Annotated in this window: 14 protein-coding genes and 1 riboswitch; all 14 genes read left to right on the forward strand. The window is 47.6% G+C overall.

Annotated elements, in window-relative coordinates:
- Positions 1 to 50: 50 nt before the first annotated feature.
- Positions 51 to 2201, forward strand: coding sequence for a methylmalonyl-CoA mutase (gene scpA, locus NQ542_RS00330; protein ID WP_036724666.1), 2151 nt, complete (start codon positions 51 to 53; stop codon positions 2199 to 2201).
- A gap of 90 nt (positions 2202 to 2291) precedes the next feature.
- Entirely contained in the window at positions 2292 to 2591 is a 300-nt protein-coding gene (locus NQ542_RS00335) for a hypothetical protein (RefSeq protein ID WP_005641564.1), read from the forward strand.
- A 257-nt stretch (positions 2592 to 2848) separates the two neighbouring features.
- Positions 2849 to 4372, forward strand: coding sequence for a S41 family peptidase (locus tag NQ542_RS00340; RefSeq protein WP_005641563.1), 1524 nt, complete (start codon positions 2849 to 2851; stop codon positions 4370 to 4372).
- Positions 4373 to 4511: 139 nt separating this feature from the next.
- Entirely contained in the window at positions 4512 to 5978 is a 1467-nt protein-coding gene (locus NQ542_RS00345) for a glycosyltransferase family 2 protein (RefSeq protein ID WP_005641559.1), read from the forward strand.
- A gap of 100 nt (positions 5979 to 6078) precedes the next feature.
- Entirely contained in the window at positions 6079 to 7014 is a 936-nt protein-coding gene (locus NQ542_RS00350) for a DUF4922 domain-containing protein (protein WP_005651087.1), read from the forward strand.
- Positions 7011 to 8318, forward strand: a complete 1308-nt coding sequence (locus NQ542_RS00355) for an MFS transporter (protein ID WP_005641554.1) — start codon at positions 7011 to 7013, stop codon at positions 8316 to 8318. Before NQ542_RS00350 ends, NQ542_RS00355 begins: the two co-directional genes overlap by 4 nt.
- 15 nt (positions 8319 to 8333) lie before the next feature.
- Positions 8334 to 9185 (forward strand): ATPase, encoded by an 852-nt coding sequence (locus tag NQ542_RS00360; RefSeq protein ID WP_005641552.1) that lies wholly within the window; start codon positions 8334 to 8336, stop codon positions 9183 to 9185.
- Between the two features lie 29 nt (positions 9186 to 9214).
- Positions 9215 to 10495, forward strand: coding sequence for an acetylxylan esterase (locus tag NQ542_RS00365; protein ID WP_005641550.1), 1281 nt, complete (start codon positions 9215 to 9217; stop codon positions 10493 to 10495).
- A 30-nt stretch (positions 10496 to 10525) separates the two neighbouring features.
- Complete coding sequence (locus NQ542_RS00370; RefSeq protein ID WP_005651088.1) at positions 10526 to 11644, forward strand: lactonase family protein; 1119 nt, start codon at positions 10526 to 10528, stop codon at positions 11642 to 11644.
- Between the two features lie 46 nt (positions 11645 to 11690).
- Positions 11691 to 12506 carry an N-acetylmuramic acid 6-phosphate etherase gene (gene murQ / locus NQ542_RS00375; protein WP_005641542.1) on the forward strand — a complete coding sequence of 272 codons (816 nt, stop codon included), beginning with the start codon at positions 11691 to 11693 and terminating at the stop codon, positions 12504 to 12506.
- A gap of 63 nt (positions 12507 to 12569) precedes the next feature.
- A riboswitch (cobalamin riboswitch) is annotated at positions 12570 to 12766 on the forward strand.
- A gap of 283 nt (positions 12767 to 13049) precedes the next feature.
- Positions 13050 to 13805, forward strand: a complete 756-nt coding sequence (locus NQ542_RS00380; protein WP_036724676.1) for a BFO_2992 family lipoprotein — start codon at positions 13050 to 13052, stop codon at positions 13803 to 13805.
- A 31-nt stretch (positions 13806 to 13836) separates the two neighbouring features.
- Complete coding sequence (locus tag NQ542_RS00385; RefSeq protein ID WP_005641535.1) at positions 13837 to 14403, forward strand: YIP1 family protein; 567 nt, start codon at positions 13837 to 13839, stop codon at positions 14401 to 14403.
- A 12-nt stretch (positions 14404 to 14415) separates the two neighbouring features.
- Positions 14416 to 14877: an SsrA-binding protein gene (gene smpB, locus NQ542_RS00390; RefSeq protein WP_005641532.1), complete on the forward strand. Its 462-nt coding sequence runs from the start codon at positions 14416 to 14418 to the stop codon at positions 14875 to 14877.
- Between the two features lie 9 nt (positions 14878 to 14886).
- Positions 14887 to 18582, forward strand: a complete 3696-nt coding sequence (metH, locus tag NQ542_RS00395; RefSeq protein ID WP_005641530.1) for a methionine synthase — start codon at positions 14887 to 14889, stop codon at positions 18580 to 18582.
- Positions 18583 to 18610: the final 28 nt, after the last annotated feature.

Raw genomic sequence — 18610 nt, forward strand, 5'->3', positions numbered from 1 at the left:
TGAATCATAAATCGCAAATCATAAATGGTGAATCTCAAATCATCAGAGATATGAGACCAAATTTTAAAAACATAGATATAAAGAATGCCGGTTTTGCAGCTACTAATGCTGCCGAATGGGCAAAAGCCAATGGCATCGAGGCCAATTGGAAAACCCCCGAGCACATCGAGGTGAAACCCGTATATACTAAAGAAGACCTGGAAGGTATGGAACATCTGAACTATGCTTCCGGTCTGCCTCCTTATTTGCGTGGTCCGTATAGCGGCATGTACGCTATGCGTCCCTGGACAATCCGCCAGTATGCAGGTTTCTCAACTGCTGAAGAGTCCAACGCATTCTACCGTCGTAACCTGGCTTCCGGCCAGAAAGGTCTGTCTGTCGCTTTCGACCTTCCGACGCACCGTGGTTATGATGCCGACAACGAACGTGTGGTAGGTGATGTCGGTAAAGCCGGTGTTTCTATCTGTTCGTTGGAAAACATGAAAGTTTTGTTCGATGGTATTCCTTTGAATAAGATGTCTGTATCCATGACAATGAACGGTGCCGTACTTCCTGTACTGGCATTCTATATCAATGCCGGTTTGGAACAGGGCGCCAAGTTGGAAGAGATGGCCGGTACGATCCAAAACGATATCCTGAAAGAATTCATGGTGCGTAACACTTATATCTACCCGCCTGAATTCTCCATGCGTATCATTGCCGATATCTTCGAATACACTTCTCAGAAGATGCCGAAGTTCAACTCCATCTCCATCTCCGGTTACCACATGCAGGAAGCAGGTGCGACGGCCGATATCGAAATGGCTTATACGCTTTGCGACGGTCTTGAATATCTTCGTGCCGGTGTGAATGCAGGTATCGATATCGATGCTTTCGCTCCGCGTCTGTCCTTCTTCTGGGCGATCGGTGTGAACCATTTCATGGAAATCGCCAAGATGCGTGCTGCACGTATGTTGTGGGCGAAGATCGTGAAGAGCTTCGGTGCCAAGAACCCGAAATCTCTGGCTTTGCGTACTCACTGCCAGACTTCTGGTTGGTCGTTGACCGAACAGGATCCGTTCAACAACGTTGGCCGTACTTGTATTGAAGCTATGGCTGCCGCTTTGGGGCACACGCAGTCTTTGCACACGAACGCATTGGACGAAGCGATCGCTTTGCCGACAGACTTCTCTGCACGTATCGCTCGTAACACTCAGATTTATATCCAGGAAGAAACAAAGATCTGTAAGGAAATCGACCCGTGGGCTGGTTCTTACTATGTGGAATCTCTGACGAACGAATTGGTTCATAAAGGCTGGGCTTTGATCCAGGAGATCGAAAGCATGGGTGGTATGGCGAAAGCTATCGAAACCGGTCTGCCCAAGATGCGCATCGAAGAAGCGGCTGCCCGTACGCAGGCTCGGATCGACTCCGGTATCCAGACAATCGTTGGTGTGAACAAATATCGTCTGCCGAAGGAAGATCCGATCGATATCCTTGAAATCGATAATACTGCCGTTCGTAACGAGCAGATCGAACTGCTGAAAGAACTGCGTGCCAACCGTGATGAAGAAGCCGTACAGAAAGCATTGGCCGACATCACGGAATGTGTTCGTACGAAGAAAGGCAACTTGCTGGAACTGGCTGTCAAGGCAGCCGGCTTGCGTGCATCACTGGGAGAAATCTCCGATGCTTGCGAAGTTGTAGTAGGTCGTTATAAAGCAATCATCAGAACTATATCAGGCGTGTATTCATCAGAAACTAAGAAAGATGCAGACTTCCAGAAGGCTTGTGAGCTGACTGCCGAGTTTGCCAAGAAAGAAGGTCGCCAGCCGCGTATCATGATCGCTAAGATGGGTCAGGACGGACACGACCGTGGTGCTAAAGTTGTAGCTACAGGTTATGCAGACTGTGGTTTCGACGTGGATATGGGACCGTTGTTCCAGACTCCGGCCGAAGCTGCCCGCCAGGCTGTAGAAAACGACGTTCACGTAATGGGTGTTTCTTCTTTGGCTGCCGGACACAAGACTTTGGTTCCGCAGGTGATCGAAGAACTGAAGAAGTTAGGACGCGAAGATATCATCGTGATAGCTGGTGGCGTTATTCCTGCACAGGATTATGACTTCCTGTACAAGGCAGGCGTTGCTGCCATCTTTGGTCCGGGTACTTCTGTGTCGAAGGCTGCCGTTCAGATCTTGGAAATCCTGTTAGGTGAAGAATAATAGCTGTAAATTTTTTATTATAATATAGTAGACTGCGTAGCTTTCGATGGAGAGTTACGCAGTTTTTTTATTACCATTATAAGTATTGATATGAACAAACAAGCAAAACTAAAACAAGATCAGGATGTGGCAAAAGATGATTTAACTATCATACTATCATATCCACATGTATATCGGTTTAAGCCAATATGTTATGGCATGATAGTTGCTGTTTTGAACTGCCATTCATCTGTCATAACCATCATGGAGAAAAACGATAATATCCTGTGTATCAATTATACGATAAAAACAGGGACCGTCCGGGAACAGGTGCAAAACCTGTTAAAGCGGCTTCTTTTTTCATCAAGACAGGCTTTTCTTTTGTCAAAAACAGCTTGCAAAGCCGCTTGAGACCCGGGTGTACCCACCACAGAGGCCCGGGTGTGGGAGAGGTGCAGACCCGGGTCTGCGCGAGGCCTTTGCGGGGGTGTGGGGATGTTTATCTGCTGTGTTGGATGCGTTTTTATGCCCTGTTTTTGCATCTTTTCCGGCGAAAAAGGTCGTTTTATATTTAAACGCCTCCGTTTTGTCGATGGTTATTATTTGAACATTCTTCTCGATTCGTTGCTTACTCATTAATAATGGTTATATTTGTGCCATAAGTAATAGTGAATAAAGCAAAAAAGGAAGAGTCGGATTTGGAAATCAGGAAAGAGATGGAGAGAAGGGTGTTGCAGGATAGGCCTATTCGCTTTGACTGGGTCATCAAACGTTTGTTGTACCGGAAGGCCAACTTCAATGTGCTCAATGGTTTTGCCGTCCTCGCGGGATTGCTGGCTATCCTTTTGCTTGTACCGTCTTGTACGACGGAGGATGAGGTTCCGGATCTCTCCGACGAGGGTACGAATGGTTGGATCTATAAGATTATGGCGGATTACTATTTGTGGAATGAGGATATGCCCGGCAAAGGAAATTTGAACTTCTCACAATCTCCAGATAAGTTCTTCGATTCATTGTTGTCTGATCAGGATGGCGTAAAATACGGAGACGGATGGCTCACTTTTTCCCGGATAGAGAAAAAGGAAGAGGAGACGAAATCTGTTTCGGAGTCCGATTCGTATGGTTTTGAGTTTGCATCATATAAAAACGGCAACCTTTATTATGCCTGGGTTTTATATGTCTTGCCTGGCTCTCCTGCTGCCGAGGCCGGATTGGAACGGGGGGACTGGATTATTGCCGTTGGTAGTGAGACTCCGAATGTGACGAACTTGTCTGCTTTTTATAGCGGAGGTGAAACTACTTTCTTATTGGCAGATGCGGTAAGAAAAGGCAATGAGGTCACTTTTTATAAAAGAAAAACTATTTCGGTTGCAGCTTCCCGTGCAGTGGAAGACACGCCTTTTCTGAAAGATTCTGTCTATACGGTGGGTGGCAAGAAGGTTGGTTATTTGGTTTACAACAGTTTTTCTTCCGGTCCGGACGATGAAAGTACAATCTATGACGACCGGATGAAACAGGTCTTTGCCGGGTTTAAGGTTGAAAATGTGGACGAGTTTATATTGGATTTGCGATATAATCAGGGAGGTTTGGTCACTTGTGCGCAGTTGATGACCTCTCTTCTGGCTCCGGCCGATGCTTTGGGTAAGACATTCTGTATTATGGAGCATAACGAAAAGCAATCAAAAAGTGATGAAACTTTGCTGTTGAGAAAAAATTCTGAAATAGGAAATGCTAATCTGGACTTGAAACGCATTTACGTGCTGACAGGAAGTGTGACCGCATCTGCTTCGGAAGCCGTGATCAATTGCCTGATCCCTTATCTTACCCGTAGTAACATTACGATCATAGGAGAAAAAACGATTGGCAAGCGGGTGGGCAGCAACACTTTCGGAACCAAAGAAAAATATGGCTGGCTGTTGCATCCGATTACATTACGCATTTATAATGCCGATCACGAAGCTGACTATGCAAATGGTTTTGAACCGGATGTGAAGATCGAGGAACTGGTTATAGGAAATGATTTGTTGCCCTTCGGAGATACGAACGAGAGGCTGCTGAGTGAGGCGCTTTCGCGGATAAGCGGATTGAAGAGCCTGCCGGTACATGCGGAAAGCGAAGGTCGTATTTTGCTCACCCCGTCATCTCTCGAAAGAAAACAAACGAAAGGTCTTATCTTCGAGGAGGGAAAATAAGGCCTCTTGTGCCGTCTATGCTTGAAGGTCTTCTGCCAGCTTGGTTTTATTTTTGATATACTTACAAAGATATTTTTCTCTTCCGGCAAAAGCTCATATTTTATCCTTATTTTTGTTTCCGGTATCAACTAATTACGTTATGAAAATGATAAATTGCTTCATTCCGTTCCTTTCTTTACCCCAGGCCAGGCAAACCGTAAGAGCGTTGGGGTTATGTGACCGGATAAAGAATATCTACTTGTTAGCGACGGAAAAGATTCCCGATGAGGTCGAGGGTTGTGAGATGCTGATGATCGATTCGCCCGCCAGTACCGCTACTTTTCGGACGATTGCTTTACATGCAGATACGGCCTATACATTGTTATATACCAAATATACGGCATTCGAGCCGGGGCAGTTCGCCTTCGAACGCCTGTTGGCTATTGCCGGCGATACGAATGCCGGAATGCTTTATGCGGATCGTTACCTGTTAAAAAACGGCAACAGCCAACAGGCTCCTGTCATAGACTATCAGAAAGGAAGCTTGCGTGATGATTTTGATTTCGGCTCCCTGCTGTTTTTCCGTTCGTCCGTTTTGAAGCAGGCGGTCCGGGCGATGGATGCTGATTACCGTTTTGCCGGGCTGTATGACCTTCGCCTTCGTGTCTCGGAGCTGGCCGAACTGGTTCATGTCAATGAATATTTGTACTCGGAAGTGGAGACGGATATCCGCAAGAGCGGAGAGAAGTTGTTCGATTATGTTGATCCGAAAAACCGGGCGGTGCAGATCGAGATGGAAGCTGTTTGTACGGCCTACCTGAAACGGGTCGGCGGTTATCTTGCCCCGGACTTTGAACCGGTCACCTTCGATGCTGGCGGTTTCGAGCAGGAAGCCTCCGTTATCATCCCGGTCCGCAACCGTATCCGTACGATAGAAGATGCTATCCGTTCCGTGCTGGCACAAAAAACGACCTTCCGCTTTAATCTGATTATTGTGGATAACCATTCGACAGACGGAACTTCCGAAGCGATCGAAAAATATACCGCAGACGGACGTGTGGTTCATTTGGTTCCGGAACGTTCCGATCTGGGGATCGGCGGTTGCTGGAACGTGGGTGTGCATCATCCGGCTTGTGGCAAGTTTGCCGTCCAGCTCGATAGCGACGATGTATATAGCGGTCCTGATACGTTGCAGAAGATCGTTGATGCTTTTTACGAACAGAACTGCGCGATGGTTGTCGGAACCTATCGGATGACCGATTTCAAGATGAACGAAATACCGCCCGGCATCATCGACCATCGGGAGTGGACGCTTGAAAACGGACGTAACAATGCGCTCCGCATCAACGGTCTGGGAGCTCCCCGTGCCTTTTATACACCTGTGCTCCGGAGGATCAACCTTCCGAATACAAGCTATGGAGAAGATTATGCTTTGGGGCTGCGAATCTCCCGCACCTGGCGTATCGGGCGCATCTATGATGTCCTTTACCTCTGCCGCCGCTGGGAAGACAATTCGGATGCCGCGCTCGATGTCGTGAAAATGAACGGACATAATACCTACAAAGACCGTATTCGTACTTGGGAATTGCAGGCGCGGATTGCCTTGAACGCTCATTCGCCCAAATGATTTCTTCTTGGTCTTTTGGCTGTTTGCTCACTATGGATTCTTTTTTCACTACATTTGTGTTGCGGGACAAGTTGCCGGCAACCATGAAAACACGAAGCTTATGAATGATTTGGAACGAGAAATAGAATTCCTGCTGATAGACCAAAAGCAGGATTGGAAACTGGCAAGGGAGAATTATGGTTCTTTGACCAATGTGCAGACGCGTTATTTCCAGGATGATTACAGGACAACGATTCTTCAATTTAATCCGGAACGGATTCGTTCTTCCGCAGCTAAGATCGACAAGGCATCCTTGCTGGCGCGCCCCTGTTTTTTCTGCCATCGGCCGGAAGAACAAAAGGGAGTGACGTATAATGATGCGTTTGAAATACTGGTTAATCCATATCCTATTTTCGAAGACCATCTGACCGTTCCCCTGCGTTGGCATGAAAAGCAACAGATAAAGCCTTATTACGAGGATATGCTGGACATCGTTTCGGATTTATCTGACTATGCCTTGTTCTATAATGGTCCGAAATGCGGTGCTTCCGCTCCGGATCATATGCATTTCCAAGCTGGAAAGAAAGAGGAGTTTCCGGTTGTGAGAAATTGGCCGAACTTCCCGAAACAGGTCGTTTGGGAAAGTGAACGGACTGGTTTCTATGCTTCAGTCGATCTCCTTCCGGTCTGTTTTATCCTAGTGTCGAGGGATAAGGGTGAGGCGGCGGCCGTTTTCGAGTTGTTATACGACATGATGCCGATGGGACCGGAGGATTACGAACCAATGATGAACCTGTTGGTCTGGAGGGAGGATGATGTTTGGATTACCTGTATCTTCCCCCGGCGGGAATTGCGTCCATCCTGCTATTATGCCGAGGGAGATGCCAATATTCTCATCAGCCCGGCGACGGTCGAGATGGCCGGTTTATTTGTCGTCCCTTTGGAAAAGGACTTTAAGAAAGTGACATTTGCAGACCTCGAAAAGGTCTGGGAAGAGGTAAGTATTACGGAGGATGAGGAGAATGAGCTCATCCGGAAAATAAGAGATGAAGCATGATATCATATAAGCCTATGTCTGATAAGCCATCTGTACGGTCTCCTTGGTTTTGGGTTCCTTCCCTGTATTTTGCGCAGGGAATACCTTATGTCGCGGTGATGATCGTCTCTGTCCTTATGTATAAGCGCCTGGGAGTTTCAAATACCGATATCGCCCTTTATACGAGTTGGCTGAATCTGCCCTGGGTGATCAAACCTTTTTGGAGTCCTTTTGTGGATTTGCTGAAGACTAAACGCTGGTGGGTGGCCACGATGCAGTTATTGATCGGGGCAGGACTTGCCGGAGTGGCGTTTACGATCCCGACGACGTTCTTTTTCCAGGCTTCATTGGCTGTATTCTGGTTGCTGGCTTTCAGTTCCGCCACACATGATATTGCGGCGGACGGCTTTTACATGCTGGCTCTCGATTCGCATGAACAGGCTTTCTTCGTCGGTATCCGGAGTACTTTTTACCGGATTGCGATTATTGCCGGACAGGGTGTGCTGGTCATGTTTGCCGGATTTCTGGAAAACAGTACGGGGAATATCCCGCTTGCCTGGTCTGTTACATTCTTTATTTTAGGCGGGCTGTTTTTGGCTTTGTTCCTGTATCACCGGTATATACTTCCTTTGCCGAAAGGGGATAAGCCATCGGCTACGGTGACTCCTTCCACAATCTTAAAAGAGTTTTTCGCGACTTTCGCCTCTTTTTTCAAAAAGAAACAAGCCTTTGTCGCGATCCTGTTTATGCTGTTGTACCGTTTTCCGGAAGCCCAGTTGACTAAATTGGTAACGCCTTTCCTGGTCGATCCCCGCGAAGTGGGTGGCTTGGGGCTTTCGACGGCTGAAATCGGACTGGTGTACGGGACGATCGGTACGATCGGTTTGACATTGGGCGGAATATTGGGAGGTATCGCCGCCTCGGCAGGAGGATTGAAGAAATGGATCTGGCCGATGGCGTTGGCAATTTCCCTTCCTGACGCTGTCTTTATTTATTTGAGCAGTGCGTTGCCTGATAATTTGTGGATAGTCAACATTTGCGTATTTATCGAACAGTTTGGATACGGCTTTGGCTTTACGGCCTATATGTTGTATCTGATTTATTATTCCGACGGAGAACATAAGACGGCACATTATGCGATCTGTACGGCTTTTATGGCTTTGGGCCTGATGCTTCCTGGAATGGCGGCCGGCTGGTTGCAGGAACAGATGGGTTACGAGAATTTCTTCTGGTGGGTGATGGGATGTTGCCTGGTGACGTTGCTTGTCACGGCCTGCCTGAAGATCGATCCCGAATTCGGGAAGAAGAAACAAGGAAATAACTAAATATATTTGCTTTGTATGGTGGCGAAAACGATATTGATAGCGGATGGCGGTTCCACGAAAACGGATTGGAGTATTGTGTCCGGCAATCGGGAGATAGACCGGATCAGGACAGGAGGAATTAATCCTTTTTTCCAGACGGAAGAGGAGATCTCGGCTGAGATAAGGGACAATCTGATTCCCCGGATAAGGGAGTCCGATTCTGTCGGGGCCGTTTACTTTTATGGTGCCGGATGTGCATTCACGGAAAAGAACGAGATTATACGCCGTTCTGTCACGCGCTATCTGCCGGTCCCGGTGGAGGTCGGCAGCGATTTGCTGGCAGCCGCCCGTGCCCTTTGTGGAGACAGCCCCGGCATTGCTTGTATTTTGGGGACCGGTTCCAACTCCTGTCTGTATGACGGAAAGGGTATTGTCAAGAGCATATCTCCGTTGGGCTTTGTCTTGGGAGATGAGGGGAGTGGCGCCGTACTTGGAAAATTGTTGGTTGGGGATGTGTTGAAGAACCAGTTGCCGGCAGCTTTGCAAGAGGCTTTTTGGGCGGAGTCCGGTTTGACACCGGCCATCATTATGGAAAAGGTTTATAAAGGGTCTTTCCCGAATCGTTTTTTGGCAAGCCTGTCTCCTTTTTTGCTCCGGCATATAGAAGAACCTGCAATACGTGATCTGGTGAACAATAGCTTCCGGGCGTTCTTTGCCCGCAATGTCATGCAGTATGATTACCGGGAGCATCCTGTCTATCTGACAGGCTCCATTGCTTGGTATTATCAGGATATATTGAAAGATGTTGCTCGTGAGTTCGAGCTTCGATTAGGAACGATCGTTCAAAGTCCGGTTCAAGGTCTGATCCACTATCACTGTGTTTTATAAATAATAAATTATCTAATTCGGTTTTTATCATGAAAAAATCTTTATTCTTATTGTGTTTGCTTCTGGGTATGTTGGGTAATTGTGCGTTGGTGTTGGCACAACCAGCCCAGAAGTTGGTCAATGTGGTGGTTTCGCCTGATCGTATCGATTGGAAATGCAAGGCGAAGGAAGAAGTCAAGTTTACGGTACAGGTTTTCAAGAATGAGAATTTGTTGAAAGATGTAGTTGTCGATTATGAGTTGGGACCGGAATATTTTCCGACGGTTGTAAAGAAAGACGTTCGTTTGGCGGATGGAAAAACGATACTGAAAGCGAAGATGAATGAACCCGGATTCTTGCGTTGCAGGGTGACGGCCAAAGTGGACGGACGGAAGTATGAAGGGATGGCGACAGTTGGCGTGGATGAAACGAGGATTCGGCCGACGACGGTCAATCCGGAAGATTTTGATGCTTTCTGGACCGGTGCGATCGCTGAAGCCCGTAAGCAGCCGCTAGATCCCAAGATGACTTTGTTGCCGGAAAGATGCACTTCTACGCAGAATGTCTATCATGTCAGTTTCCAGAATGAACGCCCCGGTTCCCGTATATATGGCATTCTGATTGTACCGAAGAAAACTGGTAAATATCCGGCGGTCCTCCAGGTTCCAGGAGCGGGCATACGTCCTTATAACGGATTCAATTTGGGAGAAGATATCATTACGTTGGAGATTGGAATACATGGTGTTCCTGTGACGATGCCGCAGGAAGTGTATAACAACTTGGCTGCTGGAGCATTGAACGGATATAATGCAATGAACAAGAATAATCGCGATACGCATTACTACAAACGGGTCTATCTCGGTTGCGTGCGGGCTGTGGACTTCCTCTATTCTTTGCCTGAGTTTGATGGAAATACAGTCGGTGTGACCGGTGGAAGCCAGGGAGGAGCCTTGTCTATTGTCACGGCCGGACTAGACCCGCGTATCAAGTTTCTTGCTGCTTTCTATCCGGCCTTGTGCGATTATGCCGGCTATCTGCATAAACGTGCGGGAGGCTGGCCGCATTACTACCGGAATGCGCAGCCTGTGGCAAACGAAGTGGAAACGCTCGCTTACTTTGATGTCGTGAATTTTGCCCGCCGGGTGAACGCTCCGGGCTGGTATAGCTGGGGATATAATGATGTGACTTGTCCTCCGACATCCATGTATTCGGCCTACAATGTTATTCCGGGAGTGAAGGACTTGCATCTTTACCTCGAAACCGGTCACTGGACATATCCGGAACAGCAGTCGGAACGTATTGAATGGTTGAAAGATAAATGCGGAAAGTAAATATGTTTCCCGGTTAATAATAATGCATGTATGTCGAATTTAAAGTATTTTTTAGCGGGGGTGTTAATTATGGCAATAACATCGTGTATGCAAAAGGATAGTGAATTGTTTTTGTTTGTCGGATCGTATGCGGGTGCTACAGACCCTGGTATAAATCTGTTTCGCTTCGATGTGGAGAAAGGGACGGCTGTGCCGGTGAAAAGCCTGTCGGGCATTCAAGATCCTTCTTATCTGACAGTGAGCCGGGATGGCAAGTTTGTCTATTCGGTAAGTGAAACTGCTGTGCCGGACGCAAAAGTATGTGCCTATTCGTTTGACAAGCAAACCGGGACGCTTTCTTTGCTGAACGAGCAGCATACGGATGGGAGCGCTCCCTGCTATATCTGGGTGGACAGTAAACACCGGATGGCTGTCACGGCCAACTACAACGGCGGAAGCATAAGTGTTTTCTCCATCTCGGCCGATGGAGCTTTGCTACCGGCTGAAGTATATGCGTATGAAGGAGGAAGACCGGGGGCCGAACGCCAGGCGGTCCCGCATCTGCATTGCGTGTACGCTTCTCCGGATGAGAACTATCTGTATGCCAACGATCTGGGAACGGACCGGATTTATAAATACGAGATCGTTGCTTCCGATAAAGGCTTGAGTTTGCGGGAAGGGACGCCTGCCTCTTTTAGTTTGCCGGTGGGAGAAGGTCCGCGCCATACGGTTTTTCATCCGAATGGGAAATGGGCTTACCTGATTAGCGAGCTTTCGGGCCGCGTCGCTCTCATGTATTACGACAAGGGCAACCTGACCCCGGTCCGGTTTGTAGAAGCCGATACGTTACATGTCTCCGGTAGTGCCGATATACACATCACACCGGACGGTCGTTTCCTATATGCCTCTAACCGTCTGAAAGGTGACGGTATCGCGATTTTTTCTATCGATCTGGAAAACGGGCAATTGACAAAGATTGGTTATCAGCTGACCGGTATTCATCCGCGTAATTTCGTCATCACCCCCAACGGCAAGTTCCTGCTTTGCGCTTGTCGGGATAGTCATATCGTGCAGGTTTACGAAATAGACAAGCAAAGCGGTTTGTTGAAAGATACGGGAAAAGACATCCGGGTTAGTAAGCCTGTTTGCTTGAAGTTTACCGACATGTAAATGTGATATTTTTAGTAGCTTTGCAACGTGTAAATTGTAATAAGCTATGTCATTCATTAAGATAACGGAACAGAATTCTCTCTATAACGACCTGGAACGGAAGTCCGTCCGGGACTTGCTTGAAGATATCAATACGGAAGATCAGAAAGTGGCGTTGGCTGTCCGAGAGACAATCCCCAAAATAGAAGAATTGGTTTTGCAGATCGTTCCCCGCATGAAGCAGGGCGGACGGATCTTTTATCTGGGAGCCGGAACCAGCGGGCGGTTGGGAGTTTTGGATGCTTCCGAAATCCCCCCGACGTTTGGGATGCCTTCCACACTGATTGTCGGCTTGATAGCTGGTGGCGATACTGCCCTCCGGAATCCTGTGGAGAATGCTGAAGACGATGAGGAACGCGGCTGGCAGGAATTGTTGGAGCACCGGGTTAATACGAAGGATACCGTGATCGGCATTGCTGCTTCCGGGACGACTCCCTATGTGATCGGTGCCCTTCGCAAAGCACGTGAACAGGGCATCCTGACTGCCTCCATTTCCAGCAATCCAGATTCACCGATGGCGATGGAGGCCGATATCGCAATCGAAATGATTGTCGGGCCGGAGTTTGTCACTGGCAGTTCCCGTATGAAATCCGGCACGGGGCAGAAAATGATCCTGAACATGATCTCCACCTCCGTTATGATCCGATTGGGTAGGGTTAAAGGAAACCGGATGGTCAATATGCAGCTCACCAATCAGAAACTTATAGACCGTGGAACCCGCATGGTTGCCGAGGAATTGAATCTTCCCTATAACCAATCCCGCCATCTGCTGTTGATGTACGGCTCCGTTCAGGAAGCTGTCGAGGCTTACCGCAAAGCTTAACGGGTCTGGAGTCGGTTTCAGCTTTTTTCTGTAAGAAGATGAGAAATATATGGAAAATATCTTTATATTTGTCCCATGCATTGTTCCTGCTTCGCAATCTGCGGAAAAGGATTAAAAGGGAATCGGGTGCAAATCCCGGACAGTCCCGCTGCTGTAAGCTTCAAAACGGATTGGGCAATTCTTTTATGCCACTGACGCGAGTTGGGAAGGCGCTCATACCGGAAGTAAGTCAGAAGACCTGCAACGCATATTTTTTCGACGGCTTCGAGGATAGGCCGGAAGAGAACTGTGAAGCCGTAGGCTTTTGCCTTTCTTTATTTCCGTTTCCCGTAGCTATTTACTTGTTTTTAATTATTTTGCCATAATAATTAGGAAAAGAGGCATGAATCTGTGGGTGGGATGAGCTCCGCCTCGATTCATGCTTTCCTTTTATGAGTGTGATTAATCTTCCGGCTTTTGTCGTATAAACCTTTTTTTCGTACCTTTGTGCGTTTCCTCCATAAAGAGAGGAAGATAAATACGACTTCAAATTTGTATATGGAAATGAGAAAAACAGTATTATATGGCGTTTTGGCCTTTTGTTTGGTTGTGTTGAATTCTTGTTTGGGAGACCCGGCCACCCAATTGACGATGGCAAACCAGGCAGGGGTAGTGGTGACCGGTTACGGACCTGGTAAGGCTATTTATACCAAGGGGGACGTAGTGGTCTCTTCGGAAGACTTCCAGAATGCCAATGTGGAAAACGGAGAATGTATTTTGTTTGATTATTCCATCGATTACGGGGTCGCAAACAATATGGGGGCAGGGACGGATACCAGTTATACCGAGGCTATTATTTATGAAAATACGATCTCGGAGGTTAATCGTTGGAACTTCTATAATACGTTGACCGATACCTCTATTGTTGCAAAGGACGAACTGTTGCTTTCTTCCCTCCAGGCGCGTTCCGCTTATATCAGAGGCAATTTGTTCCTGTTCACGGAGATAAGCAATCACCCGGCAAACCAAGTGGACAGTTTCTCTTTGTCCTATAATTCGGATAAATTGTTGGGAGACGATAATATTTATAGCCTCTACCTCCGCACGATCAGAATCAAGGCGGACACGACAAGAGGCGAGGCGATGATTATTCCTTGTGCGTTCAATATCGAAGATCTGGTGAAAAAGGCGGAAAAGAATCATTCGGATGAACTGAAGTTCCGGATTAACTATGCATATTCGTTCGGGAAGGATTCTGCATCGATAAACTGGAAAAGTTCCGACGTGTTTACAATAGACTTGACAGGAAAAGGCAAATAAAATGATAAATAGCAAACGAGCGTATTGAAAAATGTATAAAGAGATATTTAAATTGGTTGTAGCCATCATCTCCCAGCCGGGAAAGGCGTGGGATATTCTGACGAGAAAAGAAGAAAAGGACGATGAGTTTTTATCCCGGTTTGTGTATCCTCTCATCGGATTCGTTACGGTTGCTGCTTTTTTAGGCGTGCTGTTCACTCGGAAGGAGTTTGATGTCGAACTGGCGTTGAAGTCGTCTATCCGGACATTAGTCGCTGCGTTCGGCGGCTTTTATCTGGCTTCCTATTTGCTGAATGAGATTTGGCAGGGATGGTTCAAACGGGAGAAGGATATGAAACTGTGTCAACGCTTTGTCGGCTATTCGTCTTCGTTGATGTTTGCATTGAACATCGTGTTGATGTTACTTCCGGAGTTTTTCTTTTTGCGTATATTTGTGTTATATACATTTTATATCGTATGGGAAGGGGCCGGCCCTTATATGCAGGTGGAGGAGAAGATACGCCTGAAGTTTGTCGGGACCGCGACCGGTCTGATTTTGCTGACGCCCTGGTTGATCGAGGTAATTCTTTCCATGCTGATGCCCGGTTTACGTTTTTGATAGGAGAATAAGATGAAAGAGAAGATTAGTAATAACATACAGATAAAGAACAAGCGGGCGACTTTCGATTATGAGTTGCTCGACACGTTTACGGCAGGGATCGTGCTGACCGGTACGGAGATCAAATCGATACGCTTGGGAAAGGCGAGTCTGGTTGATACGTTTTGTATTGTGGAGAAGGGGGAATTGTGGGTGAAGAATATGTATGTGGCAGAATATTTCTACGGGACATACAATAACCATACGGCTCGCCGTGACCGCAAGCTGTTGCTGACTAAAAAGGAATTGCGGAAGATTGAAAGCGCTGCCCGCAATAATGGCTTTACAATTATTCCGACACGTCTTTTTATTAATGATAAAGGACTGGCCAAAGTCGTTGTGGCTATTGCCAAAGGTAAGAAGGAATATGACAAACGCGACTCTATCAAGGAACGGGACGACCGCCGGGAGATGGATCGTGCATTTAAACGGTAACGAACCTTTATGGATAAAGAAATATTTTTGAATCTCCTGAAAGAACGCATTTTGATTCTGGACGGAGGAATGGGTACGATGGTCCAGGGATTTAAACTGACCGAGAAAGATTATCGCGGAAAACAGTTTGCCGATTGGATGAGCGACCTGAAAGGAAATAACGACCTGTTATGTATCACCCGGCCGGATGTGATCAAATCGATCCACCGTCAGTATCTGGATGCCGGTGCCGATATTTTTGCTACCAACACTTTCAATGCAAATGCTATCTCGATGGAGGATTACGGCATGCAAGGGCAGGTGAGAAATATCAATTTGGCTGCCGGAAAATTGGCGCGTGAGGTGGCCGATGGCTTTATGAAGGAACATCCGGATCGCACGATCTTTGTAGCTGGTTCTGTCGGCCCAACTAATAAGACTGCTTCGATGAGCCCTGACGTGAGCGATCCGGCTTACCGTGCTGTCACCTACTTGGATTTGTATAGTGCCTATAAAGAACAGGTAGACGCTTTGGTAGACGGGGGCGTGGATATCGTTTTGTTTGAGACGACTTTCGACACGCTGAATGTGAAAGCCGGACTGGAAGCCGCCGAGGCTGTGTTGAAGGAAAAAGGCAAGGATTTACCAATTATGCTTTCTCTGACGTTATCTGCCCAGGGAGGACGTACGTTTTCGGGGCAGACATTGCTTGCGTTTTTGGCTTCCGTGCAACATACCAATATTGTTAGTGTCGGTCTGAACTGCTCTTTCGGTGCTGCCGATATGAAGCCTTTTCTGGCTGAATTGGCAAAACATGCTCCCTATTATATAAGTGCTTATCCGAACGCCGGTCTGCCGAACAGTTTCGGTTCCTATGATGAGACGCCGGAAAAGATGGCTGTTCATGTAAAATCTTTTATTGACGAAGGGCTGGTGAATATATTGGGAGGCTGTTGTGGTACGACGCCGGCCCATATTGCCAAATATCCCGAACTGGTGAAAGGGGCCAAGCCGCATGTACCGGCTCCGAGGCCCGATTGTCTTTGGTTGTCCGGTCTGGAGTTGCTGGAAGTAAAGCCGGAAAATAATTTCGTGAATGTCGGCGAACGATGCAATGTGGCTGGTTCACGTAAGTTCTTGCGCCTGATCAAGGAAGAAAATTATGAAGAGGCTTTGACAATTGCCCGCAAGCAGGTGGAAGACGGCGCGCAGGTGATCGATATCAATATGGATGACGGAATGTTGGATGCCGTGAAGGAGATGACGACTTTCTTGAACTTGATCGCATCCGAACCTGATATTTCCCGTGTTCCCGTGATGATCGACTCTTCTAAATGGGAGGTGATCGAAAAAGGTTTGATGTGCGTGCAGGGTAAAAGTATTGTGAATTCGATTTCTTTGAAAGAAGGAGAAGAGGTTTTCCTGCAACATGCCGCTCGCATCAAACAGTTGGGTGCAGCTACGGTCGTAATGGCTTTTGATGAAAAGGGGCAGGCAGACACGTTTGAACGGAAGATCGAGGTTTGCGGACGTGCTTACCGTCTCCTCCGGGAGAAAGTCGATTTCGATCCGAACGGAATTATTTTCGATCCGAATGTGCTGGCTATCGCTACCGGTATGGAAGAACATAACGGGTACGGACTTGACTTTATCCGTGCCGTGGAATGGATCAAGAAGAACCTGCCGGGGGCGAAGGTGAGCGGCGGTGTCAGCAATCTTTCCTTCTCTTTCCGTGGAAATAATTATGTGCGGGAGGCCATGCATTCCGTATTCCTGTATCATGCGATTAACAAAGGCATGGACATGGGGATCGTGAACCCGTCGTCGTCCGTACTCTATGAAGATATAGAACCTGCTTTCCGTATGTTGTTGGAAGACGTCATTCTGGCATGCCGTCCGGAAGCAGCTGAAGAACTGATTGCATATGCCCAGAACCTGCATGTAAAAGCGCAGGAGGGAGAAGGTGAAAAGCAGGAAGTCTGGCGTGAATATCCGTTGAAGGAACGTCTGGAAAACGCTCTGATAAAAGGAGTCGGCGATCATTTGGAAGAAGATTTAAAGGAAGCCTTGAAGGAATATCCGCGTGCGGTGGATATTATCGACGGACCGCTGATGGGTGGGATGAATAAGGTAGGCGAATTGTTTGGTGCTGGAAAAATGTTCCTACCGCAGGTTGTCAAGACTGCCCGTACGATGAAAAAGGCAGTCGCCATCTTGCAACCGGCGATCGAGGCAGAAAAGGTCTCTTCCGATTCTGCTAAGGCAGGAAAGGTTCTGTTTGCGACAGTGAAAGGTGACGTGCATGACATTGGAAAGAATATTGTTTCGATCGTCCTGGCTTGCAATAATTATGAGGTGATCGATTTGGGAGTGATGGTTCCGGCAGACGTGATTGTAAAAAAGGCAATTGAAGAAAAGCCCGACCTGGTCTGTCTTTCCGGTCTGATCACGCCTTCGCTCGAAGAGATGGTGCATGTGACGGACGAGATGCAGAAAGCCGGCCTGAGCATTCCCATAATGGTGGGCGGCGCCACGACTTCGAAGTTGCATACGGCCATTAAGATCGCTCCGCATTATGACTATCCGGTCATTCATGTGCTGGACGCCTCGCAAAACCCGTTGATTGCGGCCAAACTGTTGAACCCGGATACGCGCGATGCTTATATCGCCCAGCTGAACAGTGAGTATGAAGCTCTGCGTGCCTCTGTGAATAAGAAAAAAGAGATACTGGTCCCGTTGGCGGAAGCCCGGACGAATCGTCCGGTGATCGATTGGGCTTCTTATAACCCGGTTGTCCCGGCTCGGAACGGGGTACAGGTGATTCCTTCTATTCCTTTGGAAGAAATAATTCCATATATTCATTGGACCTTCTTTTTTAGTGCCTGGAAACTGAATGGGCGTTTCTCGGAAATTGCGCAGATCCACGGCTGTGACGCTTGTCGTGCCGCCTGGCTGGCCGAATTCTCGGAAGCGGACCGGACGAAGGCGTCGGAGGCTATGCAGTTATACAAGGATGCTGTTAAGTTGTTGGATCGCTTGGTTGAGATGAAAGCCGAGTATTGCAAGGCGGTTTATGGTTTCTTCCCGGCAAATGGTGATGGGGATAATATCCGTGTGGGTGAAGTCTTGCTTCCAGTTTTGCGTCAACAGGCGAAAAAAGAGGAAGGAATCTATAAGTCGTTAGCCGATTATGTGATGCCAGTATCGGAAGGGCGTACGGATTATGTCGGCGCTTTCGTGGTGACGGCCGGTACCGGCGCCGAATCTCTGAAAGAACGGTTCGAGCAGGAGGGAGATACCTATAATTCCATGTTGTTGCAAACCTTGACCGATCGTTTGGCCGAGGCTACGGCCGAATATCTCCATGAAAAGGTCCGTAAGGAATATTGGGGATATGCTCCGGATGAATCGCTTTCCATCTCCGACCTGTATAAAGTGAAATATCAGGGAATACGTCCGGCTATCGGTTATCCTTCATTGCCGGACCAGCTTTTGAACTACACGTTGGATAAGTTGTTAAATATGTCACAGATCGGTGTCCGGTTGACGGAAAACGGCGCTATGTATCCGACGGCGACGGTGAGCGGCATTTATATTGCACATCCGGATTCCCAATATTTCATGATTGGTAATATTGATGAAGAACAGATGAAAGATTATGCCTGTCGCCGGAATCTGTCGGAAGCGGAAGTGAAGAAGTTATTGAATAAAAACATTTCAAATTGAAATATATACGCTGGATAGTCTTGTCTCT

Source organism: Parabacteroides merdae ATCC 43184 (genome assembly GCF_025151215.1).
In the GTDB taxonomy this organism is placed as follows: Bacteria; Bacteroidota; Bacteroidia; order Bacteroidales; family Tannerellaceae; genus Parabacteroides; species Parabacteroides merdae.